16 protein-coding genes and 6 tRNA genes are annotated in these 25,989 nt (G+C 24.9%); 1 reads left to right on the plus strand and 21 read right to left on the minus strand.

Annotated features, from left to right (window positions below):
* Positions 1–12: 12 nt before the first annotated feature.
* The 21 genes from AAHM84_RS03900 to AAHM84_RS04000 all read right to left on the minus strand — a co-directional run bounded on the left by AAHM84_RS03900 (position 13) and on the right by AAHM84_RS04000 (position 25,192).
* Entirely contained in the window at positions 13–828 is an 816-nt protein-coding gene (locus tag AAHM84_RS03900; protein ID WP_342258614.1) for an HAD family hydrolase, read from the minus strand.
* Positions 829–842: 14 nt separating this feature from the next.
* Positions 843–1,148, minus strand: coding sequence for a thioredoxin (gene trxA / locus AAHM84_RS03905; protein ID WP_342258615.1), 306 nt, complete (start codon positions 1,146–1,148; stop codon positions 843–845).
* A 21-nt stretch (positions 1,149–1,169) separates the two neighbouring features.
* Positions 1,170–2,003 (minus strand): HAD-IIB family hydrolase, encoded by an 834-nt coding sequence (locus AAHM84_RS03910; RefSeq protein ID WP_342258616.1) that lies wholly within the window; start codon positions 2,001–2,003, stop codon positions 1,170–1,172.
* Positions 2,004–2,109: 106 nt separating this feature from the next.
* Positions 2,110–3,555, minus strand: a complete 1,446-nt coding sequence (locus tag AAHM84_RS03915; RefSeq protein ID WP_342258617.1) for a uracil-xanthine permease family protein — start codon at positions 3,553–3,555, stop codon at positions 2,110–2,112.
* Between the two features lie 270 nt (positions 3,556–3,825).
* Positions 3,826–3,910: transfer RNA gene (locus AAHM84_RS03920), tRNA-Leu, on the minus strand.
* 5 nt (positions 3,911–3,915) lie between these two features.
* Positions 3,916–3,991 (minus strand) — tRNA-Lys (locus AAHM84_RS03925).
* A gap of 63 nt (positions 3,992–4,054) precedes the next feature.
* The gene (locus AAHM84_RS03930) at positions 4,055–4,429 is read right to left on the minus strand and encodes a hypothetical protein (protein WP_342258618.1); all 375 of its coding nucleotides are present in this window, start codon (positions 4,427–4,429) and stop codon (positions 4,055–4,057) included.
* Between the two features lie 79 nt (positions 4,430–4,508).
* A tRNA-Thr gene (locus AAHM84_RS03935) sits at positions 4,509–4,584 on the minus strand.
* Between the two features lie 10 nt (positions 4,585–4,594).
* Positions 4,595–4,670, minus strand: a tRNA-Val gene (locus AAHM84_RS03940).
* 17 nt (positions 4,671–4,687) lie between these two features.
* Positions 4,688–4,763, minus strand: a tRNA-Glu gene (locus AAHM84_RS03945).
* Between the two features lie 7 nt (positions 4,764–4,770).
* A tRNA-Asn gene (locus AAHM84_RS03950) sits at positions 4,771–4,846 on the minus strand.
* Positions 4,847–4,976: 130 nt separating this feature from the next.
* On the minus strand, positions 4,977–6,809 hold the full coding sequence (locus AAHM84_RS03955; RefSeq protein WP_342258619.1) for an ABC transporter ATP-binding protein: 1,833 nt from the start codon (positions 6,807–6,809) through the stop codon (positions 4,977–4,979).
* A gap of 79 nt (positions 6,810–6,888) precedes the next feature.
* Positions 6,889–9,642 carry a cation-translocating P-type ATPase gene (locus AAHM84_RS03960; RefSeq protein WP_342258620.1) on the minus strand — a complete coding sequence of 918 codons (2,754 nt, stop codon included), beginning with the start codon at positions 9,640–9,642 and terminating at the stop codon, positions 6,889–6,891.
* 97 nt (positions 9,643–9,739) lie between these two features.
* Complete coding sequence (locus AAHM84_RS03965) at positions 9,740–11,062, minus strand: hypothetical protein (protein ID WP_342258621.1); 1,323 nt, start codon at positions 11,060–11,062, stop codon at positions 9,740–9,742.
* 540 nt (positions 11,063–11,602) lie between these two features.
* Positions 11,603–12,613, minus strand: coding sequence for a lipoprotein (locus tag AAHM84_RS03970; protein ID WP_342258622.1), 1,011 nt, complete (start codon positions 12,611–12,613; stop codon positions 11,603–11,605).
* A 2-nt stretch (positions 12,614–12,615) separates the two neighbouring features.
* Positions 12,616–14,949, minus strand: coding sequence for a hypothetical protein (locus AAHM84_RS03975; RefSeq protein WP_342258623.1), 2,334 nt, complete (start codon positions 14,947–14,949; stop codon positions 12,616–12,618).
* Positions 14,942–17,476 carry a hypothetical protein gene (locus AAHM84_RS03980; RefSeq protein ID WP_342258624.1) on the minus strand — a complete coding sequence of 845 codons (2,535 nt, stop codon included), beginning with the start codon at positions 17,474–17,476 and terminating at the stop codon, positions 14,942–14,944. Before AAHM84_RS03980 ends, AAHM84_RS03975 begins: the two co-directional genes overlap by 8 nt.
* A gap of 734 nt (positions 17,477–18,210) precedes the next feature.
* Complete coding sequence (locus AAHM84_RS03985) at positions 18,211–18,357, minus strand: hypothetical protein (RefSeq protein ID WP_342258625.1); 147 nt, start codon at positions 18,355–18,357, stop codon at positions 18,211–18,213.
* Positions 18,358–18,517: 160 nt separating this feature from the next.
* Entirely contained in the window at positions 18,518–18,874 is a 357-nt protein-coding gene (locus tag AAHM84_RS03990) for a hypothetical protein (RefSeq protein ID WP_342258626.1), read from the minus strand.
* Between the two features lie 293 nt (positions 18,875–19,167).
* Positions 19,168–23,361, minus strand: a complete 4,194-nt coding sequence (locus AAHM84_RS03995) for an ABC transporter permease (RefSeq protein ID WP_342258627.1) — start codon at positions 23,359–23,361, stop codon at positions 19,168–19,170.
* A 157-nt stretch (positions 23,362–23,518) separates the two neighbouring features.
* Complete coding sequence (locus tag AAHM84_RS04000) at positions 23,519–25,192, minus strand: TrkH family potassium uptake protein (protein ID WP_342258628.1); 1,674 nt, start codon at positions 25,190–25,192, stop codon at positions 23,519–23,521.
* Positions 25,193–25,281: 89 nt separating this feature from the next.
* Between AAHM84_RS04000 and AAHM84_RS04005 the strand changes: the two genes are divergently transcribed.
* Positions 25,282–25,977: a TrkA family potassium uptake protein gene (locus tag AAHM84_RS04005; RefSeq protein ID WP_342258629.1), complete on the plus strand. Its 696-nt coding sequence runs from the start codon at positions 25,282–25,284 to the stop codon at positions 25,975–25,977.
* The last annotated feature ends 12 nt before the right edge of the window (positions 25,978–25,989 follow it).

Raw genomic sequence — 25,989 nt, forward strand, 5'->3', positions numbered from 1 at the left:
TTTTTTGTTTTTTTAGACTAGCACTGTTTTTTGAATTCAGTAACCAACACCATGTTTTTTATTTGTTTTTGTTGAATCTGATGCAATTTCCTTTAAGTGTTTTTTTGAGTTTCCCATTGCAATTCCTTGACCTACTCATTCGATTGCTCTTTGATCATTATCACTATCACCAAAATACATTATTTCTTCTGCTTTTATACCATAAGATTTTGCAACATTTTGAAGTGAGTATAATTTATCTACACCTTTTGGATTAATTTCAACATTAGATGAGTGTGGGACATAACTCCATGAAAACATCTCAAATTGCTTATCTTTTAATTTTTCTTTAAGATCAGAGATGCCACTAGGTTTTCCATATACAACAATTTTATATGAAGTATCTTTTACTGTATCACGATTATATCTAATAAGTTTTCTATGAGAAAACTTTTTTAATACATATGTAAATAAATCTTTTTTTAATACATATGCAATATTTGGATCTTTTGCATAACTAAAACAGCTTAACTTATTTTCCTTAGCAACATCATAAATGTATTTAAAATCCTCTAACTCAAATAAATGTTCTTCAACCATAATTGGTTCAGCTTTTTCATTGTATTTAAAAGTAGCTCCACCGTTTAAACTTATTAAATATTCTTGAGCTGAATCAAGGCCAATTGCTTTTGCAATGTTTTTAGCTCTTGATATATTTCTACCTGTGGCAATACAAATTTTTATTCCCTTTTTTCTTGCCTCTTTAATGGCCTTAATATTTGTTTTCGATACTAAATTTCTTCTTTTTACTAAAGTTCCATCTATATCAAGTGCTATTAACTTTATCAATTTCCTATGCCCCCTTATTTAATAAATTGTTTTAATATATCTTTTGGCATAAAACCACTATTTTGCTTAACAACTTCACCATTTTTAAACATAATAATAGTTGGAATTGACATCACATTATATTTTAATGCTACTTCCTTTAATTTATCAGTATCAACTTTAATAAAATTTACTTTTTCTTCTTCATTTGATGTTAAATCAAAAATTGGTGCAAACATTTTACAAGGTCCACATCATTCCGCATAAAAGTCTACTACTGTTGCTTCTTTTGATATTTCTTGATTAAATTCTTCTACTGTTTCTATTACTTTAACTGCCATATTTTTCTCTCCTTATATTCCTTATAATATATTCTTAATTATATATTCTGCTACTCCATTTTCATCATTTGTCTTAGTGACAAATACAGCTTTTTCTTTTAGTTCTTTTAATCCATTTTCCATTGCTATAAAATTGTCAACTTGTTCAGCTAATTCAAAATCGTTAAAACTATCACCAAATCCAAATGTTGTTGTATTTGATTTATCTAAACCTAAGTAGTTTAGTACATCTTTAACTACAGATCCTTTATGAATTCCCTTAATAGCTAATTCATAAACTCTATCTGTATATTTGATTATATCAAGTTCATTACTTATAATAGCAAAATTTTTATAAAATAATTCAATACTTTCCTGAGATGGTTCTTTTTCCAAAACTACTGTAATATGATTTATTTCCTTATCAATTTCTTCAAAAGAGTCAATTACTTTATAATCAATTTTCATAATTTCTGATCAGTATATTGAATTTTCACCTGGTCCATAAACAAAATATGCATCATCACTAATAAAATGAACTTTATATTTTCCAATCTTGCCATAAGTTATATTAAAAATTTGCTTTAAAGTTTCCTTAGAAATATATTCTTTTTTTATTCAATTATTTTTTTTGAAATCATATATATGACTTCCATTATTTGCTGCAGCAATTCCACCAAACTTGTCCAACTCTAAGTATATAGATTGTTGTTCAAAGGTATCTTTTGTACATCTTGCAGTTACTGGTATAAAATAGTAGTTTTTCTCATAAACTTTCTTTACAACTTCTTTTGTAAATTCACTAAATTCATGTGTACTTGCAAGAGCACTACCATCTAAATCTGAAAAAATAAGAACATTTTCTTTTAATTTCATAATATCACCTCGATTTATCAATAATGATTATAAATCAAATATATTAGTTTAGGAAATCAATTAAAAAATGATTCCTTTAATTTGAATCATTTCTTAATTTTTATATCTATTTATCTGATTTTTTAGCTTTTTTTTCTTTTAATTCAACATTTTTAACATTTTCATTTTTTTTCTTTGTTTTTAACCCATGAAATATTGTTAAAATTCCAGCATTGTCATGCTTTGGAAGTAAAAGATTTAATATTACTCCAGAGAATGTTGCTAAGAATAATCCTGTAATATGGAATGAACCAATTATAATATCTTCTTTCATAATTGACATTCCAATTCCTATTGCAAGGATAACTGATATCACAACTAAGTTTTTAGCATCTTTAAGGTCAACTTTTGCATCAATCATAATTTTTATACCATTTGAAGCAATCATTCCAAAGAGCATTAAACTAATTCCACCCATTACAGGAACTGGAATCATTTTTATTACTTCATTAATAGGAGCAATGAAGCTCATTATTATTGCAAATATTGCAGCTAAGCCAGTTACTCAAACACTTGCCACCTTTGTCAAACCAACAACACTTGTATTCTCTGCATAGGTTGCATTTGCAGGACCTCCTATTAATCCTGCAAAACTCATTGCGACTCCATCAGCCATTAAGGTTCTACTAATTCCAGGATTTTTAATAAAATCTCTTCCTGTCATTGTTCCAATATTTATATGATCTCCTAAATGTTCAACCATTGTAACCAATGATATTGGCACAATGGCAACTAAAGCTGGCCCAATTGTATTTGGATTTACATCTCATATTTTTTTAAAACTTGGGTATCACTCTCAGTTATTTGGATTTGAAATATCTTGTGTATTCAAGATTGTTCAGTTAGTTTTAGAAAGAGAGAAATGTAAAATTATACAGACAAGATAACCAATACTTAAAGCTATAAGTATTGGAATAACTTTAACAAAACTTTTTGCCTTTAACATACAAATAGCTGCTACAAGAAAAGTTAAGACTCCAATTAAAATTGCTAATCATTGAGGATAGTTTCCTCAAGCATTATTTTTTGCAACAAAACCAATATTCTCTAAAGCGCTAGGAACAGCACTAAGACCAATAGTTATTATTATTGGTCCAACAACTATTGGAGAAAAAGCTTTTTTAATTCATTGAACACCAGTTCAATGAATTAAAAATCCCATGAATATATAAACCATTCCTACAACAAATATAGCTATGAAAATTGAGTTTCCTCATTGATTTCAACCTATTCCTAAAACAGTCATATAAGCAAAACTACTTCCCAAATATATTGGTACTTTTGCCATTGTTAGTGCAATATAAATTAAAGTTCCAACTCCCGAACAAAATAAAGCCATTGATATATTTATAACTTCTCCCTTTTCAGACAAACTATTTATAATAATTGGGACCAATACTGTAGCTCCAAACATTGCAAATACATGTTGAAGTGATAGTACAGTCCACTGTCCAATATTTTTTGGTCTCTGATTAGGTTCTAAAACCAAATCAAGTTTTTTAATTTCTTCCATATTATTCTCCTTTTAAACTAAAATATTTACAAAAAAAATCAACCATTAAAATGGTTGATTAATTAAATATAAATAATTTAGAAAATTGAAAAGATTGAGAAATATAAAAATCTCTAAATTTTAATTTTTTATTTTTTATTTTTGAACTAAAATTTTTCATAAATTCCTCAAACTTTTCTTAAAAAAGAATATACACAATATAAATAAAAATTGCAATAATAAAATAAAAAAAATAAAAAAAATCACTGGCAAGTGATTTAAAATTCTTTATGGTCCGGAATAAGGGACTTGAACCCCCACGTGTTACCACGCCAGATCCTAAGTCTGGTGCGTCTGCCAATTCCGCCAATTCCGGATGAATGGTGTCCCGTATAAGACTTGAACTTATGACCCACTGGTTAAAAGCCAGTTGCTCTACCGACTGAGCTAACGAGACGATTAAAATAACAAATTTATAATAACATTTTTTTTGTTTTAATCAAATAATTAAATGCAAAAATTATAAGTATTCTCTTGTTGTTTTCAAATGTATTGATCCAGTAATAATAAAACCTAGACCACAGATAATATTTACTATTCCAAATATTCAAGTAAAAGAAATAATAGTAAAGAATAATATACTTCCCAAAATTACTAATATAATTGATCCCACAAAAGTTGATTTAATTGTATTCCTAATAATAAATACTAAAGCAATACAACCAATTATTAATAAAAATACTATTGATAAAATTACAATTATATAAACTATATCATCTAAATTTTTATCATTAAGTTTATAATATATATTTTTAATAAAACTGATTACCAATATTTGATTTAAAAGAAACACTGCTAAAAAAATATAAATAATTAAAGATAAGTTTTTTTTCATGCATTTGTTCCTCTAATAATATAATACATATATTTCAGAATAAAAAAACAACCAAATATGGTTGATGATATTTTCCTTATGGTGCTGATGATAGGACTTGAACCTACAACCTACTGATTACAAGTCAGTTGCTCTGCCAATTGAGCCACATCAGCATAAAAAAAATGGTGGAGTGTGACGGGCTCGAACCGCCGACCGCCTGCTTGTAAGGCAGGAGCTCTCCCAACTGAGCTAACACTCCAAAGAAAAATATAAAAATGGTAGCCTGTACGGGGTTCGAACCCGTGTGTGCACGGATGAAAACCGTGTGTGTTAACCGCTTCACCAACAGGCCATCAAAATGGCGGCTTTTGCAGGACTCGAACCTGCGACCAACCGGTTAACAGCCGGTTGCTCTACCAACTGAGCTAAAAAGCCATAGATAGATTTCTACCTATTCATAATAGCATATTAATATTATTAAAATCAATCTTTTTTATTAAATTTTTACAAAAAAATGCTTTTTTATAAAAATAAAAAAAACAAATAAAAATATTTGTTTTTAATATTATTCAATTAATCCTGCCTTATAAAGTTTTTGAAAATGTCCTGGTTGATCTCTTAACTCATTAAACTTACCTCTTTGAACTATCCCAGCTCCATTACCACCTAAAACAATAATTTCATTAGCATTTTTTATAGTGCTCAATCTATGTGCAATAGTAACAGTTGTTCTGCCCTTCATCAATAAGTCTAATTTTGCTTGAATCTCTTTTTCTACAATATTATCCAGTGCAGAAGTTGCTTCATCAAGTATTAAAACTTGTGGATTTTTTAAGAACATTCTTGCAATAATTAATCTTTGTTTTTGACCACCGCTTAATAAGAAACCACGCTCTCCTAAAATGGTTTCATAGCCTCCTGGTCAAGTCATAACCAACTCATGCAATTCTGCCTTTTTACATGCTTCAATTACTTCTTCATCGGTTGCATCAAATGAACCATACTTTACATTTTCAAATACATCACCATAAAGGATTTGAGGATCTTGTTCTACATATCCAACATGTCTTAAATAACTTGCTAAGTTTACATCTTTTAAATTTGTTTTACCATTAATAAGGATTTTACCTTTTGAAGGGTCATAAAATCTTAAAAGTAATTTTGCTATTGTTGACTTACCACTTCCAGTTTCACCAACGAAAGCATAAGATTTTCCTTCTTCAAAAGTAAAACTAAACTTAGGTAAAATAATTTTTCCTGGTTTTTCAGGATATTCAAATTCTAAATCTTTAAATTGAATATCCCCTTTAACTTCCTTAACAATCTCACCATCAAAGTAATGAGAATCCATAATTGATTTAGCATGGATAGTATCATCAACTCTTTGTGAAGCAACAGAAGCTTGAGCTAGTCCAAATAAAGCTGCCATTATATTAAATAGTGGTCCTATCATTAGGCCTTGAGCTAAATTATATGATGCAAATGTAGTTCCAAAGAACTCTTTTGAGACAACTTTATCAGCATTACCATAGATTAGCATAGCACTTACAACTGTTGAAAATTGAAGCACAAATATTCCACCTCACATAATTGTCAACATAAGTGCAAGTCTTGTACCAACTTTTTTTGATTTTTTATAGAAATCTTTGTGAACTTCTTTAAATCTTTCTGTTTCATAATTTTCTGTTCCACTTGATTTAATTAATCTTACAGTTGCAATTCTATCAGTTACATTACCATTTATTTCTGTAATACTTTCCCTTACTTTAATTACTTTTTTTCTTGTTGCAAAGAAACAAATCATCATTAAAGCCATTATTATTGCAAAAGTGACCACAGTAACTGTTGCTAATTGTCAACTTAATATATACATTAAAATTGCTGCACCAATAATTTCGAAGAATGATAGTCCAAATTGTAATGGTACTTGAACAGCTTGATCTCCTACTATTTGAGTATCTGAAACAATTTTTGTTAATATTTCTCCAATTTTTTTATCTGAGTAATAAGAAATATCTTGTCTTACTAAGTTTTCTAAACATCTATTTCTTAAACTAATTTCTATTCTTCTTCCCAATATAAATGCCAAATAATCATATACATAAGAAAAGACACAATAAATAAGAACAACTGCTATAGAAATATAAACTAATAGCAACCAATCTTCCGTTCATATTTTTGTAATAATATTTGTTCCCTGAACTACTTTTTCCGGATCATTTTTTAATCCTATAGCTCCTGTCATCTGAAATGTTAGTATTGGTAAAAGTAAAGCTAATATAACAATAATGATACAATGAGCTAACATTACTAATGATAATTTTCATTCTTGTATAAAGTAGTAGAGTAAAGTTTTAAGAAACTTACCTCCACCAACTTGTAATTCAAAATCTTCCATAATTCCATTTTTCCTTCTTTATATTAAATACAACTCTTATTATATAGTAAAAAAAATACTATAAACTTTTCCTAGCAACTTAAATTCATTTAAAAACTAATTTATATGTAAAGTAAATAAATATTGTAGGTAATAATGAATTTATAAAAAATATCATTGCCAATATTGGATTTAATCCTATTGTTGTGAAATCAAAAAAGTCATTAATTATCCCTACGGGAATTAAAGTTAAGGTTGTCACAACAAAAGCTACTCCCATTAAAATTAATAATCATTTATTTGGTCGGTATTTATCAACATCACTAATATTTTTTGTTGATTTAATTGGTAAGAAAAAATTATTATATAGTATTGAGTAAAATATTGGTGAATACATAATTGCTATATAAACTCCTGTCTTACCAAATGCTAATGAGCTTTCACTACCATAACCAAATCATCAAACTGCAATTTGATAATTTAAAACAGCAAATAAGGTATTAAAGAATGTTGTTATAAACATTTGAACTCAAATTCCTTTTAGTAAACTTTCATGCTTACTTGTTGGGGGTGGGTTCTTCATAACACCTTTTCTTTCTTTTTGCATTCCAATAGGAACTGCAACAATAGTTTCAATAATAAATATATGAAATAAAATATTAACTGAGTTTAAAGCAATATCTTTATTTATTACAAGTATTAACAATAGTGTAATTATTTGACTAATATTTGCTGCAAGTAGAAATGATATTGAATATTTAATTTTTTCATAAACATTTCTTCCTGAGTTAACTCCAGATATAATACTTTTAAAATTATCATCTGCTAAGATAACATCACTTACACTTTTAGCAACTTCTGTGCCTGTAATTCCCATTGATATACCAACATCAGCTTTAACTAGACTTGGTGCATCATTAACACCATCTCCTGTCATTGCAACAATATTTTTATCTTCTTGAAGTAAATCCACAATTAATGCCTTATGTTCAGGATTTACTCTTGCAAAAACGTTGGTTTTTTGCAATCTTTGTTTTAACTCATCTCTAGATAACTCATTAATATCTTGGCCTGTTAAAACTCCATCAAATATCTCATCTGCAATTCCTAATCTTGATGCTATTTCAAAAGCAGTTATTTTGTGATCTCCTGTAATCATAATTACACGAATACCACCTTTTTTAGCTTCTTCAACTGATTTTTTAACTTCTTCTCTTGGTGGATCAATAATTGCCACACAACCTAAAAAAGTTAAATTACTTTCATAAGTATCTTTAGAGTCTTTATACTCTTTTTGAGCAAAACCTAAAACTCTTAATCCACTTTTAGCAAACTTGTAAAGCTGTTCATTTAAAATATTTCTATCTTTTTCTGTTAAAGGAGTTACTTTACCATTTACAAGTTTATTCGTACAAATATTTGAAAGATAATCAACTGCTCCTTTTACATAAATTATTTCTTTTTTATCAACATAATTTAAAGTAGTCATTAATTTTCTTTTTGAGTCAAAAGGAATTTCATCAACTCTTTCATTATTTTTTCTAATTTTAATATAATCAATATCAAATTTTTTTATAAATTCAATTGTAGCTATTTCAGTTGCACTTCCAATTTTTTCTTTTTCTACAATTGCATCACTACACAATGATATACAATTTATTAATTCTTTATGTTTTGCTTTATCTAAATCCTTTAAATCTTTTTCACAAAAATCAATAAAAATTTTATCTACTGTCATTTTATTTTGAGTTAGTGTTCCTGTTTTATCTGAACAAATTACATTAACATTTCCTAAAGTCTCAATTGATTTTGGATTCTTTATAATAACATTTTTTTTGGCCATTTTTTTAGTAGCCACCATTAAACAAATTTTTACAATAATTGTCAGTGATTCTGGGATTAAAGATATTGCAGCTGAAACAGCAACTAATAAAAGATTTTTTATGTCTGCTCTTCCCCCAGATGAAGGATGGATTGAATCTCTTAAAAATCATGCTGTTAAAAATAAAATTAATCCTAATATAATTGATGTTAAACCAATAATTGCAGTTAATAAAGTTACTTTTTTTTCTAATGGTGTTTTTTCAGGTTTATGAGAAGTAATCTTATTTGCAATTTTTCCAATTTCAGATTCCTTACCTGTTCCAAAAATAACACCCATCATTTTACCTTCAATAACCAATGTAGACATAAAAGCTATGTTTTTTTGATCTCCTAGCATTAGGTTTTTATCTTTAATAGAATCTGAAATCTTTTTAACAGGTTCATTTTCTCCAGTTAAAGCTGACTCATCAATTCTAAGCAATTGATTATCAATGATTCTTGTATCTGCTGGAACAAATCCTCCAGAATTAACAAAAATAATATCTCCTGGTACAAGTTCTTCAATATTGATTTCAATTTTCTTTGAATTTCTTAAAACAATTGCAAATTGTTTATTTTCATTCAAATTAGATACTTGATTTAGAGACTTAACTTCTTGTATTGTTGCTATAATAGAGTTAGTTAAAACTATTATTGCAATAATAACTAAACCTGTTATATCAACAGTTTCAATTTTTTGTGAAATTGCAGATACTAAACCAGAAGCTAAACCAGATAAAATCATTATTAAACTTAAAGGATCTAAAAAGCTCTTTAAAAAAATTATAAATCAATTAGTTTTTTTGCTTTTAGGAAGATTATTTTTACCATATTTTTCTAATCTTAATTTAGCTTCATGATTTGATAATCCTGTTTGCGGATTTGTTTCTAATATACTACATATTTTTTTATTTGATAGTTTGTACCAATCGTCGCTTACAGCGACATTTTTGGAGTCTGCTATCTCTTTATTATTTTCATTTATATTCATTATGCACCTCAGAGATTTTAAAATCTCAATATTTAAATCTTACTACTTTAAATATATAAGTCAAATATAAGTTGAATTTTTTTAAAATTTATATAATTTAACCTCTTGTTTTTGCCTTTCACTTTGAATATTTCTTTGTTTTTGCTCTATTTTTTTTATAATTATAAACTCTTGGTGAGCTAAAAATATTAACCTCATAATTTTGATTAAACAGTGTAAATGTCTTAATAAATACAAATATAAGAAAAATAAGTATGATAAAAAGTAAAAAAGCCAAATAATAACTACTTTTTTTAAAACCATTAATTTTTATATTTTCTTTTAAATCTTGCTCAAAATTTATTTTATTTATTTTTTTTAAAGATAAATTTTGTAAATTTAAAACTGCTGGCAAATCAAGATTATATTGATTGGGAAACATTTCATAGTATAAATACTCAATGCTTTTAGAAAAATTTAGATAATCTTTTTTAATCATTTTATTTAAATTTGAATTTATACTTTTAATATTTTCTAATCTCATATTAATATTAAAGAGATTTAAAAAAAAGCAATTTGTTAAATAGACTTCAATAAAATCATACATATAATATTTTTTATGAATTTCTAATATGCTTGCAGCTAAAAAATCCTTATTCCATGAAAAATCATCATAAATATTTCAAAACTCATATTTTGAAAAAATAGATGTATCTAAAAAATTTTCAAATACTTTAAGATATAAAATGTTAGTTATTGGATCAATCTCTGTTGGGTTATTTGAATAATTAATTAAATAATAATAGAATAGCATTTTTATAAAATCCTCTAGTGTTTCATATTCCTCTTTCGAATCTCCATAAAAATTAATTCCGTTATTTGTGAAGTAAATCCCATTTATAAAATCATAAGTTAATAAATGCTCATTGCGAATTTGAAAATTAGATTTTAAAGATAATTTAATAATTTGTAATTTATCTCTTCAATTTTCTTCTAAAATTGAATCAAAAATAAATTTGAATTTTAAACTACTTTCTTTATTATTAATTGAATTAATTCAAATTAAATTAACACCCTCTTTAGAAGCAATTTCTTTTGCGATCTTTTCTTCTTTTACTTCACAAGTAGCTTTTAATTTTTCTTCTTTAATAAATACATTAACATTAGAATTACATGAGATTTTTAAAAAATCACTGTATAATTTGAATATTTGTTCTTGATTTCATTTATTAGCTTCTAAGTATGGAATATCATAATATAAATTATTATTTGTCATATATGAAAAATTAACTAATTCTTCTGTTGTTATTTGTTTTTCTTCAATTTGATTAAAACTATTAGTATATTTTAACTTTACAACTTCATTATTGCTTAAAGTTAGTTGAGCAAATAATAAAATAGCTATATTAATGCATAGTATAAAGCTTAAAAATAATTGCATAATAATATTTTTATAAGTAAATATTAAATAACATATTAAATGAACCAAAATGGTCAACATTAAGATTAAAGCGGTTTGAAATAAAACGATTGCAATAAAGTCCAATTTATTATTTAATCACCACAAATTTGTTATAAAAAATATACATGAGTATAAAAAGATATAAAAAGAAAATTTTAGTGTAGTAATCAGTGCTGTAAGCAATATTATTAATAATTTTTTATTAGTAATACTTTGCAACACTCACTTTTTATTAAACTTTAATATATCAAAGGAAATTAATGGTATAACAAAAATCAATATAAAAAATATTGAATAGCTTAATAAAATTTTTTTTGTAATTAAAAAATTATAATTTTCATTATAATTTTCAGTGTTTATTAAAATAAATGCTAACTTAATTAAATTAACTATAAAAATATAAATAATTAGAGTTAAAATTAATTTAAGTCATAGGCTAAAATTTTTTATTTCCCTTATAAAAATGCTTTTCACATTGAATACTCTTATCTTTCTTTTATTTTTAAAAAAAATATAATTTTATACTTCTTCTTGCAAATTAATAATTAATGGAAATCTAAATTGCTCTTGATAGCCCTCTACAGTATCAAAACCAACTTCATACAATGGTGACTTTTTCAAAAAACCTAACTCAAGTTTATCATAGTTTTTATCATTCCCTGCTTTAACTTCATAAGAGGTTTTCTTTAAATAATCCATCTTAGATTCTTTTATATTAAAAGTATTAATTTGTTCTTCGAAAATTAAACATTTTGAGTATAGTCAGCCTCTCAAAATTAAATAAATATTACGTTCTTTATTTTCTATTTGAAGATACTCATCAAATTTCATTCCCTTTAGTATATATATATCTCCATCTTTATAAAACTCCACATTTTCCTTATTATTTTTTAGAGCAAGTTCCTTAAAATCTATTATAATTTCTTGCATTATTTTGTCTATATTTTCATTTATATAACCAAATATAAAATCAAACATTATAGTAGTAAAGTAAACAGTAATAGGGTTTTCTCCATTTTTATCATATACTTGATGATTAAATCTATAGTATTTTTGATAAGGTATACCTGCAGTAAATCAATTCTCATAGAAATTTAGAAAGGGCTTTTTTGTATATATTATTGTATCATTGTAATCTTTAATAGCGTTATCTGCATAAGTATACTTAGAAAGAGAAACATATGAAAGAAGTTCATAATTTCATTGATTATCAATTGTTGAATCACCATACATTTTTCCATCAATTTGTTCAAACTCGTCTTCTTTTAAGTTTATTTCTTTTTTTCATTCAATGTCTTCAGGATTATTTGGATTAGTATAAGCGTTAAATTTAAAAGAATCAGAGATTATTTTAATCTCCCCTCCATTATTTTCATAATGCAATTCACCTAAATTTTTAATAGCATCTTCTTTTACTCAATCTGTTTTTTCCTTAATTACAGGTGGTTCTGTATCACCACAAGCAGCAACATTAATACTTGCTGATGCCACTAACCCAAATGCTGATAATATTGTTAATAATTTTTTCATAATTAATTTTTTCCTTTTATATCTAAATAAATTTTATTTGATAATTGCTTAATATCTGTGTTTGTATCTCAATAGTAGTTTCTTTTAACTCCTTTGATTATTGTTGTATAAATGTAGTAGCTTACTCATTTTTCTTCAATACCTCCAATTAATGAGATCTGATTCTCATAAATTGCTTTTGCACTATTGTAATCTTTAAAGTACATCATATTGCCATTACTTGCTTTAAATTTATAAACTGAATACAAGCCATCAGTTATTAAATTATTCATATCAATAAACTGATCTTTATAATTTGCTAACTCATTTTTATGAACTAATTTATAATCTAACGAGATTTGCTTTTTTAACTCTTGTGCTGCAGCTTCTTTTGTATCTTGAAAAATTTGTTTTTCCTTCCCATTAATATCATAGACAAGATATGATTTTCTTAAAATACCTAAATTATTATTAAAGACAATATCTTCAGCTTTTTGTTTGGTTTCTGCTAAATTATTACCCAAGGGATCTGAATAAATATTAATTTTATTATTCTCATGATTTACTCTATTGTAAGAATAATATCTAGGAATTAATTCAATTCCAGGTTTATTTCTTGAATTCTCTAGAGGGACAAAATAATTTTTCCAAATATCTACATTCTCTGTAAATGCTTTTCCTTGTCAAGTAAAAGTTGCTCTATTATTTTGATCAATAATAGCAGTATTTTTAAATGAATCTTCAAATAATTTTTTTGTATTTAAATACGAATAATTAAAAAGCTTCATACCACTTTGTTGTTCCTTAAAAGATCCATATAAGTAATCATTTTTTATTATTTTATTATTATCTAAAGATGATTGAAATATATTTTTTTGTAGTTGATCAAATATTGAAGAGTATAGTTCATTTTTTATTTCTGTTGAATAACTACTTACTTTTTCTCATTGAGTTAAATCTATATTATTATTGCTTCTATCTGTTAAAATTTTATCAAAATCTAAATTCATGTTTAAATCACTGTTTAAATAACTTCATAGTTTATCATTACTATTTTTTGAGCTTAATTGAACTTTTGTATTTTTTTCTGTATTTAAGATTTCATAAATTCCTAAATGTGGATTTGAAGACCATATTTTATTACATTTACTTGGATCAGGTACATCTAAAGATATTTTAAAATCATCACCACTACTAAAGATATAATTTGTCTTCTTTCCTTTACCTTTACTATTTTCACATCCTCTTCAATAATTATAAGAGTCAACATCCCATGAAGATGTATTTCTAAGTCTATCAACAACTGTCTTATAGTTTAAATTAGCAGCTGCTTTTCCTTTTAAAACAATTGTTAAATCCTTATAACCAACCATTTCGCCATCTACTATAACACGTTCTCCTGGAATTATTTCTCCCTTTTCTTTATTATCAAAATTTTGTTTTATTGTAAAAGCTTCTGCATGTGAATTATTCCCAAAACTTGTAAGTTTGATTGTATATTGGTTTTCTTCAACTTTTATTATGTCATTTACTCTTTCATTATTTTCCATATGAGCTTTTAAGTTATCAAAGAAATAACTTACAAAATCTTTTTCATTAAAACTAAAAGCTTTTTTGAAAGGTTCTAATACTGTTGGATCACTAATCAATGATTCATCTAGCACCTCATAGCGATAACCAGTTGTAAATAAATTGAATAAGACATCCATATCATTTTTATTAAAGGCATTATAATATTTTCCATTGTAGAAATAGAATAGTGACTGACCTACTTGAAATTCACTCTTTTTAAATTCTCTTTCTGCTTCAAAAGTAGACTCGTATCATTGTTGTCCATCATATGAATACATTGGAACAAATAACCCTTTATTTGCAAAACTATCATAGGTTCTTTCAATTTGGCTGTTAAGTATTTCTCCTGTTACTGGATCTTTTATTGATTTAACACAACCTACTACTAAACCATTTTCACAGTTAGGTAAAACTGCTTTACCTAAAGCATTTTTATAAACTTTTACCATATCTTTTGAATTATTATTATAGATTTTTGATCCATCTAATTCATTTGTTGCATAGTTTTTAATAATTTTATTTGGATTACTTACTGTTTGTTCTACAGTAATTGGAGACTTTTGTAAATGTTCATTTAATATAGTGTTTTTATCTCTATATATTTTATCTTGATATTTATATTCATATTCTGATTTTATTAGTTTTGAATTTTTTAAAATATCTTCTTCTAAGTATTTTAATTCTAATTTTGAGTTACTTTTTAAATCTAAATTATTATTAAGACCTAAAGTAGCTGATGTAGATAAACTTAAAGTTGATAATGAAATTAGTAGTTTTCTAAGCATAAATCTTTACCCCCTTGCTTACATTTATTTCCTTTATATTTGTATTTAAATATTCAATAAATAATACTTTATTTTCAAAAATAGTATTGTTGAAAATGTATTTCTCTACTGTAGTTTCTATAGTTGTACTTTTATAATTTAATAATTTCATAATGGCATAAGTTGCATTTACTTTATCTTTGTAAAAATAGTCCATTCCATATAAATTAAATGTATAGATTGGTTTTTCGAATTTAGATAAATCATATAGATCATCAAAGTTAGTCTTTTTAGATAAATCACTTGAGCTTACTAATTTCATTTCGAAATCTTTGATTTGATTATCAATAAATAAAAGCATTTCTTCATAATCTTTAGTATAAAAACTTGAGTTAGAATTAGCTCCTGTTCCAAAATTATAATAATGATATCTAGTTAAATTATTTGGGTCTTTTAATTTTTCTTCCATGGCTTCAAGGGCATCACGAACGTTTGAATGAATTCCTCCAAAGTGATCTGAGTATGCAGAATAATTTATTTTATTTTCTGTTAAAGTTTTATTAGTTAAATATTCTATTAACTCTTTTTTATCACTAAGTTGAATTTCGGGAAAATAATCGCTTTCATATATTACATTATTTGATTCAATCATTTCATCAATTAATATTCTAATTAAATAATCATTTGCAGTTTCCTTTGATGAGAAACTTCTATTACCTAATTGGTATACTTCATTATCTCTTGGTTTATTAATTGAAAAAACTTTAAAAATTTCTTCCGGATTAAATTTTACTTTTTCTCATTGTCAAGCAGTAATTGAATAACTCAGTTTTTGTTTAGTATCAGGGATAATTAATTCATATACTAAAGTTTTTTGTAAACTAATACTATTAATAAAATCAAATATGTCTCCAATAATTGGCACAGCACTTACTGCCTTTTGAACAGCCTTATTCAATTCATTTGTAATTTGATTAGCTATTTGAGTTGCATGTTTTATAATTAATTTTTCTGTTTCATCTATTGCTTTTAACATTAAATTTTGAGTAAAAGAATTACTTAATGCGTCATTTAGGGAATTAATATTTTTTTGAATCACACTTGTATTTTCAATATAGTTTAATTTTTCAAAAAAATCATTTTTCTCAATAAGGAAGTCTAAAGCCATTAGTACATTATTTTTTCCTAAAGAATCCACAAACACTTTTCACTCTTTTATTTCACTTGTTATATTTACAATTACTTCATACATTAATTCATTTAATAAATCTGAGTCTTTTACTGAAATTTGAGAAAATCTAAAAGTATCTGCAATTTGATATAAATAAATTACTGCTTTTTGTATGAACTCAATTGTTGTTAAACTGTTAATCTCAGAAAGAATATATTCAGACTCTGAAACTAGTTCATATTTTTCTACTAAATTTGAAAATTGTTTATATGTAGATTTGTCACTAAAACAGTTAAAGATAGATTCTGAACTTATTTTTCCATTGCTTGGAAAACAATAATCTAACTTATTAAAATCTTTGTTATTCTCAACATTAGTTTTAAATTTTTCTAAAAGATTAACACTGGACATTAAGGTATCACTCATTAAACTTTGAGTAATATCCATTAGGTTTTTACTTGTTTTACTTGCCAATGTTCAATTCTTTTCATCATAGAAATATGTATTAAGATCTGATTGAGAAGTTATTACTTTGTCACCAGTAAATTGACCACCTTTGTTTCCTTTTGTCTCAATAAGAAATTTACCTGGCGATTTTAAATACTTCTGAATTCTATTTTTATCTTCAGTTGAAGGATTAAATGAGTTTTTTGTGTATAAATCAAAATCCTTTATTTTTTGATTATTATACAGATAGGTAGTTCTAATTGAGTTGGCAATCTCCCGCTCTACTTCCTTTTTATTATAGCTAGCAGAACCAATTGTAAATAGCTCTTCTTTTTCTATTCCACCTTGTTCAGAATTATTAATAAAATTTTTATAATAGTGTTCCTTTGCTTCACTAATATTATTATAAAATTTATCTTCAACATAAAAGTTTGATTGAATTTTATTATAATATGTTTTTTCTACAATCTCTTTTGCTTTAATAGCATCTTGTTCATAAACAACTTTGCCATCTGCATCTTTATAAACATAAATCTCATCATTATCATTTTTTACAACAGTTGAAGATAATTGATTCATTCCATCAATTACAAAAGCATCAATATTTTTATTTGTTTTTAATTCCTTTATTGGATAATTTGAATCAATATATTCTAAAACATCTTCACTAGAATTATGTTTTGATTCACCAAGAAAAATCTCTGAAAAATAGTCACTTTCAGAACTAATTTGTAAACCATTATCTAAATCCAGATAATAGTTTATGGCATCTTCTCTTGATTCAAATGTTTCTCCAAATAACTCAAATTGCTTTTTATCTTTATTTAATTCAGGCTCTTTTATTAAAGAACCTCTATTACATGATACAACTGCTATGGTTGGTGTTATTAACAAACCCAAACTACATATCACTTTTATCAGTTTATTCATTTTCTTTCTTGTGTCCTTACTCTTTTTGGTTTTCCTTATATACCTAAAAATATCTTAGCATACTAAATTATTTTTTTATTAATATTTTTTGAAATTTTATTAAAAAATGAAATTTTTTCCAATAATAATTCATTTTTAAATCTGCTTTAAAATAAAAAATTCCAATATAAATGTTTTACATGGGATTTCTAGATAATAATTACAAGATTATTTATTTAGTTTTTTTAAGAATAACTAGTACTATAATTTATTTCATTTATTAAAGGTTTTTATTGAAGCTTTTTTTAAATAATTCCATTTTTTTACATTAAGCCAACTAATATAAAAAGTTAAAAGTAGCAATTAAGCCCTTTTTTATTTCAGTCACTGAATTAACAGGTAATAGACCTTTTAATGTTGTCATTAAGAATACCGCATAACATTTATTCCTATCTATAATATGTTCACCTGTTCTTCTGTTTCACAATTTTCTGAATAAAGTAATCAATAACTACCCCTACTATAATATCCATATCTTTGAGAATTGAACAATCCAGAAGTTAAATCAAAGATCTATACTTTTGAAGAGACTCTATAATTAAATATTGAATATTAATTTATAAAAAAGATGTAATTGAGCAGAAAACACTATTATTAAACAAACATAGAATGAGGAAGAACTATTTAAAATGTTAACTTTAGAACTTAATGAATCAGGATTAAGTTGATTAACAATATTAAAAAGTGTGAAGATTTTAAAAATGCTTATAATAAAGTTGGTAAATATACAAACGAATAATAGAATCCTTCTCACCTTCTTTAGCATCCTGAGTTAAATACATATTGTATTTAGTTAATATTTCAGAGTCTTTTAAAGAAACTGATTCTTGTGCAAAATCCATAGTATTCCTTCTAATTCATACTCTATACTTTTAATTGCTAATTAAACCTATATTTTATTTTAGTAATACCAATAATGAAATGTTAATTTTTTAAAAATATAAAAAAGTCCTCTCATGGACTTTAAACATACTTATTAAATCTAATATTATTATTAAAATGCTATTCAAAATTCAAAACAATATTTGATGTAAAACTTTCTTCTTCATATCTAATAGATTCACTAGTTACTGTTATTTTTGCTATATATTTAATTTTTTGTTGATCTATTGGTTTTACCTTCGAAACATAAATACCTTTTTGTAGATCTGCTGTATCTAGTCCTCTAGAAGCAAAAATGTAATTTAATATAAATTCTTCATTAATTTCCGTATTTTGATCTACTGTAATATTCATATCTTTAATTGCAGAACTTAATTTTGATTTAAAAGCAATGTCTCCAGTAGAACAAGAAACACTTAAAACTGGTGTACTTGAAATTAAAAGTACTGATGTTAAGAATGTAAGTATTTTTTTCATAATTATATTATCTCCATATTATTTTTCATTATAAGCTGCTTGTATTGCAATAGCACCAGCAAATGTTGTATTACATAATCCAAAGCAAAAGAAACTTTTCGTTTTTGCAAGTGTAATGTTTTTTCTAATAAGAATTAATTTTTAAAGCTCCTAGTTTTAAAGCAAAAAAATTCCATATAAATGTTTTAAATGGAATTTCTAGATAATAATTACAAGCTTATTTATTTAGTTTCTTAAGAATAAATGACACTACAATTTACTTAATTTATTAGGGGTTTTTATAGAAGTTTTTATTAAATAACTCTAATTTTTTTTATATTAAACCAACTAATATAAAAAGTTAAGATATATAGCGAACTTAATAAAAGAAAAACCAACAATGGATGTCATCATATAAAGGTTGTGAAAAATACAAGACTTGTAGATAAAGAAACAAAATTAATAACTCCACTTAGCAATAGCAATCCTAATAAAAAACCAATAGAGAACATAAATAATATAACTCCATTATATACATTGAATATTTGATTAATTATATAAAAGTTTGAGTATCCCATTATCTTCATACCATTTATAAACTCTTTATTATCAGTAATTATTAAAGTTGTGGCCAACATTAATATAATAAAAGTTATTATTAATAAAATAATAATAAATATATATATTGAAAAGTTAAGAGTAGAAATTAAGTCCTTTGTTATTTCAGTCACTGAGTTAACAGGTAATAGACCTTTTAATGTTGCAATTGAGAATCCCTCATAATAGTTATTTTTATCTATAATAGGTTCACACTCTTCTTCTGTTTCACAATTTTCTGGATAAATTAATCCATAGCTACCTCTTGTTCCAAATTGACTATAATCTCCATATCTTTGTGAATTTGATAATCCAGAAGTTAAATCAAAGATCTCTGCTTTTGAAGAGAGTTTATAATTAAATATTGGATATTGATTTATAAAAAAGTCATACATATTTTTTCATTTCTCATTTTTATTTCTATTAGCTTTAAATTCTTTATAACTAATATTTTTAAGTTTATTTTTCAACTCTTCATCATTAAATTGTTCAAAAGTATATATCTCTTCAACATGAGCTCATTCAGGAATAAAGAAATTATTAAAGTTAAATTCCTCTACCTTATCATAGCCAATAATTTCATTTGCATTGTCATTTGTTATTCAAGCTTTTGGTGTACCATAACTTTTTTCAATACCCACAATTCTAAATTTTTTATTACTTTTATAAATATTATTTGTTATTTGTAACTCATTGTCTGTAACTCGTTTATGAATTGGTGGCTGGTTGGAAGCTCCTACAGCTCCACCATTTGTTATTGCAAAATCTACTCCTCCTATTTTGGCTGAATTAAAACTAACAGGTATACCTAAACTTGTATCTGAAAAATTTCTATAGTCTGACGTAGATTTTGGAGCAGAATAATAACTTCTGCTTGACTGGGTTCTAAAATCCTTGAAAGGACTTTTTGATCATCCCATCTCTAAATCATTTATACCAATATCACTATAATTGTTATTAATGTATTTTTCTAATTTTTCAATGTATACATTGAAATCTATAACATTACCTTCTTTGATTTTTAAATTTTCAGAAAGAGCTTTATTAATTATTAGAGGATAATAGGAATTTGAATCATTAAATAGCTGATTATTAATAACTGTATTTTTTTTATTTTTAAGTAAATTTAATTTTGATTTTTCATTTACTCCATAAATATTGAAATCTTGATCTCTATAATTTGCTTTAAAGTAAGTTCCTAACTCCTCTGATTTTTTATCATATGGTACTAAACTATTACTTACATTATAATTTTCATTTAACTCAATTGACTTAATTATTTTTTGTTGAATAAAGTAGGGAGAATTTGTATAAGTTAATAATAATATTCCCATACCTAATCTTCATTCAAATACTGAAGCAAATCACAATGTAAGATTATTATTTAATCTAATAATGTCTTGATTTTCTCAATCGCTTATTACTGATGACTTTAGGTTTTTTACATCTACTAAATTATCATTATATGTAAAGTTAAAATCCGCTATTTCTGAGTTCTTTATTTCATAAAAGTCATTGTAATCTTTACTTATTTTTCAATATTTATCATAATTAGAAAAGTAATCCCCTTTATAAATAGTTTCCTTCTTTATAATACTATTAATTTCTTTTATGTTAATTTGATTATTTTCTACTATTTTTGAATTATATTTTAATGGTAATCCTCCAATATATTTTTTATAAAAATTTAGAAGTAAATTATTATATTTTAATAATTGCTCTTTTTCAGGATTTTTATTTTTTAAACTTACTAATTCTTGTTTAAAATTATCATAATCTTTTCATTGAGAATAAATATTTTTAATAGTTTGTTTTGATCCTATATTTCCTATCGGTCAAGACGAGTCAATATCTGCATTATCCAAATCCAATAAAAAACTTGTAGAAAGATTTTTTCAGTTTAATCAACTAAATTCGGCTCATGCTGTATTATTTTTTTGAGCAATATCATATGAATAGTACTCTGAATGTATATCAGAGTTTAAGATATTTTTAGTAACCTTATTTCAATTAATAGTTTTTTTATCTTCTAAAAGAGGATACGCCGTACTTACTTTATCTTTGCTTTTTGACCCCACATATTGATCTATTATTTTATTTTTAAAATCAAATCCTCATTCTTCATCTTTAAAATTTGGATTATAGGTTTTATAAAAAGTTAAAGGATTATTTGGTAAAGGACTAGTATACTCAACTTTATTTTTATAATAGATATTTGAAAATACCGATTCATAATTTCTCTTAATTTGCTTTGGAATAACTATTGTTGCAGTTGTTAGTGTGGAACACAATAACATAGCAGCTGCTATTCCTGTTATTTTTGTTAATGAAGATAAGAAAAGAGCAGATCTTAGTTTTTTATTAAATTTAGAACTCTTATATAATTTTTTATATTGTCTTGCTAAGTAAGATATTTTTAAGGTTTTAACACCATTATTTAAATAAATAATTCCTTTATTAAAAACTGTAAAAGAGATTATTTTTATAATAAAAATAAATATTAATATAAAGAAAATAAAAATAGTGAGAAAAACTAAAGGTAAATAACTGAAATTTTTAAAGCTAAAATTAAAAAAGTTTGAGAAAATATTAAGCACTTGTATCTCTAAAGAGTAAAAGAATATTAATGAGAAAATAAAACCTACTAATATTGAAAAAAGTATGTTTGCTAAATAATTAATAATTATATTTTTATTTTTATATCCCATAGACTTCAAATAACCAATTTCATTCAATGAGCTTTCAAAATCTTTTTTTGTTACTAAATAAATTATAAATAAGCAAATTGAAAAAATTAAAGTCAGTAAAAGACTTGATAATATATTAAATAATAGGATTACCTTGTTAGGTCCATTTACACGTGAATAGCTTCTAGAATTTTTATCATTATTATTATAAAAATAAGTTGAGTTATTGCTTAAATTTCCATATTCCTTATATTTTTTATTTATAGATTCTAAGTCTCTGTTACCATATCTATTATTAAATTTAATAGAAAAATAGGAATTACCATCATATTCAGAAGTTAAAGATATTAAAGAGTTTGAAGAGTTATATATTTTCATGTTTCTTTCTTCATATTTATCATCTCCATATTTTACATTGAATTTGTAATCACTAAATCCCATATTTCTATAATCTAAATATACAATAGCTTCTTTATTCATATTTGGTAAGAATGACATATCACCAAATATTGGATATGCAAAATCCGCAGAACTACCAAATCCAATTACTTGGTATCAGTTTAATCCATAATATTGATTAAGTTCAAGTAAATCCTCAATATTTGCTGTATTTGAAATATCTGAAGCAACATTTTGATTTTCTTTAACAAGAAGAGAATCTCCATATTCATCTGGGTGTAATCTAATAACTTCTCCAATTTTAATATTATTTTTTTTAGCAAACTGCTTATTTATTATTACCTCCCTTTTAGATTTTTGATATGAATTAGAAAAACCTCTACCTTTATCAATTACTAGACAATCTATACAGTTATTGCTAATTGAATGAGTTTTAGATAAAACCTTTAGTTTTAATAATTCATCATGATTTTTAATATTATTAATATTTCACTCTTCTGTCTTACTTCATTCAAAGTTATTTTCTAAAGCTAATCTATTTAAAATATATTGTTGATACAATTCTTGATTTTCAGGAAGATTGTCTTTTTCATCTTTTGAAGGATCTATTAGACGATAACTTTTATCAACTTCCATTACACTATCTCTTACATTACTAATTTTTTTAAATTCATTGTAACCTCAAAGGACTTTTAAATTAATAGAGAAAATTGAAAAAAGAATAAAAAAAGTAAAAAAAAGTAAAAAAGAAACAGCAATAACTGAAATAGAGTTGTTTCTAATTTTTCTTATTGAATTTTTAAAAAATAATATCTTTGTTTTCATTTTTAACCCTTAAAAAATTATAAAATAAGTATTTTTATAAATTTTTAAATAAGGTTGTTATTTTTTATATTTATAAATAAATTTACTTTTGATTAAATAATTACAAAAATTATAACATATTTATCAATATCATTATTTATAAGTTTTTTACTATCATCTATCCAATTGTTACTTCCTCTTCTAAATAACTAAAGTTTTGTTTATTTTTAGGTTTTACAAAAGCTAATAATGTATTAGATATTCCTAATTGACCTATAAACATTGTCATTACTAACATTATTTTACTTATTACACCTAACTGAATAATTTGTTCATTAGGGAATGGTTGAAATCCAACTGTACCAAAGGCACTACATACATACATTATTAATTTAATAATTGTTGCTTCTGTATTTTGAGTCTCATCTGTTCTAAATAGCATTTTATTACTATCCAAATAAACAATAAATATACTTGTTGTTACAATAAAGAACGAAATAAATACTACAGCAAAAGCTCTTTTAACAGTCTCATCTGGTATTTTTCTTTTAAATACCTCAACTGATTTTTTATTTCTCATAATAGAAAATATTGCTAATACACAGATAGCAAAAGTTGTTGTTCTAATTCCCCCAGCAGTAGATGATGGTGCAGCTCCAATAAACATTCAAATAGATAATAAGTATTTACTTCCAGCAGTAAAACTATTAACATCTACTGTTGCAAAACCAGCATTTCTAGTTGAAGAGACATTAAAAATTAAATCCATCATTCAAACATGAGTTGGCTTCCAGGCCCCACCATTAGATACTCATTTATGATAAATATTAATTTTTTCATCACCCAATAAGTTATAAGTCTCTTCATAATGACCACTTAATAATATTTGACTTTCTTCAACAGTAAGATACTCTGTTAAAAAAACTAATATGGGCCCCAATATGAATAAAGTTATATAAGTTATAAAATTTAGCTTTGTGAATAAAGAGAATTTAACTTTTTTTCCTTGTTTTCTTGCTTTAATTTTTTTCTTAATATCATGATATGTTGGATATCCTAATCCACCTATTACTCATTGACATAGGAAAGTAACTTGAATTAAATAAGCATGCGAACTTCCTTGATTATAAGGAAGTAGCGAGTTACCACTTACAATATCAAATCCAGCATTATTTGTTGCACTTATTGAATGAAATATGGCAAATCAAAGTGATTTTCCAAAATCATTATAAGGATTTGTAACAGTTGATGGATCTAATTTATGAGTTCCCTCAAATGAAAGCGGAGTAAAATAAAATCCAAAAAATAAAACTATTGATCCCACTAACTCTAATATTAATAAAAATACAAAGGCATCTTTTATCATTTCCACAGTATTTGATAAACTATTATTTCCTCTTTCTTTTTGAGCAATATTTTGATCGTCTAAAGAAATTTTTCTTCCTATCATTACTAAAAGAGTAATTTTAATTGTAAGAATTCCAATTCCTCCAATTTGACACATTATTATTATTAATAATTGTCCTAAAAATGAATAACCCGTATTTGTTTGTACCATAGTTATTCCTGTATCAGATATAGCACTTGAAGCTGTAAACATTCCCGTAATGAAATTTCAGTGATTTTTTGAATCAATAACAACTCCCGGAATTGAAAGTAAAAAACCCCCTAATATGATAGAAATTAAATAAGCCAAAATTATTTTCCCACTTATTCTAGAAAAAGGTAATCAGTTTTTTAACTTATGAAAAAACTTTTCATTCTTATTTTCTACACTTTTTTTTACTTCTGTCTTTTTTTTATTAGATTTACTTTTAACAATATCTTTCTCATCATTTGAAGAATTTTTCATAAAAATAGCCTCTTTTTAAATCTATATTAAATTATACATTAAAGATTAAAAGAGTTGTATAATTAATAAGTTAGAAAGTTGGAGTAAATATGGCTAGAAAAAAAAGTTTTGCTATATTTGGGGCAAACTACTTTGGTCTATCAGTGGCGCAAACACTAGATGAAAGAAAACAATTAATAAAGATTTTTGACTATGATGAAGAGAGATTAAATTTACATATTAATCAATTTGAATCAGTTGAGGGGGTTGTATTAGATGCAACAAATAAAAATGCTTTAGAGAAAAATGGTATTTCACAATATGATGGAGTTATAGTATGTTTTGGTGGAAATATGGAGTCAAGTATTTTAACAGTTTTAAATCTAATAGATTTAGGTGTTGAAAATATTATTGTTAAAGCAAGAGATGAGAGACATAAAAGAATATTATTAGCTCTTGGACTTGAAGAAGACAAAGTTATTATTCCTGATGTTATTACAGGTAAAATGGTTGCAACAAAATCCTTATTTGATATTGAAAGTGAAGTTCAATCAATTGATAATGAATATGTTTTTACAAGCATTACTGTTCATGAAGAAGAAATTATTGATAAATCAATATTTGATGCTGGTTTAGTTTCTAATAAGGACTTTAATATTATTCAAATAAAAAGAAATGGTAAAACTATTTTACCTGATGAATATACAATTCTTAAAGAAGGAGATATTCTTGGAGTATATGCAAAAAATAATGTTGTAAATGATCTAGTTTTAAAAATTAGAGGAGAGCAAGAAATAGAAGAATAAAAAAGGTTAACC

The organism is Spiroplasma endosymbiont of Dioctria linearis, assembly GCF_964030865.1.
GTDB lineage: Bacteria > Bacillota_I > Bacilli_A > Mycoplasmatales > Mycoplasmataceae > Spiroplasma_A.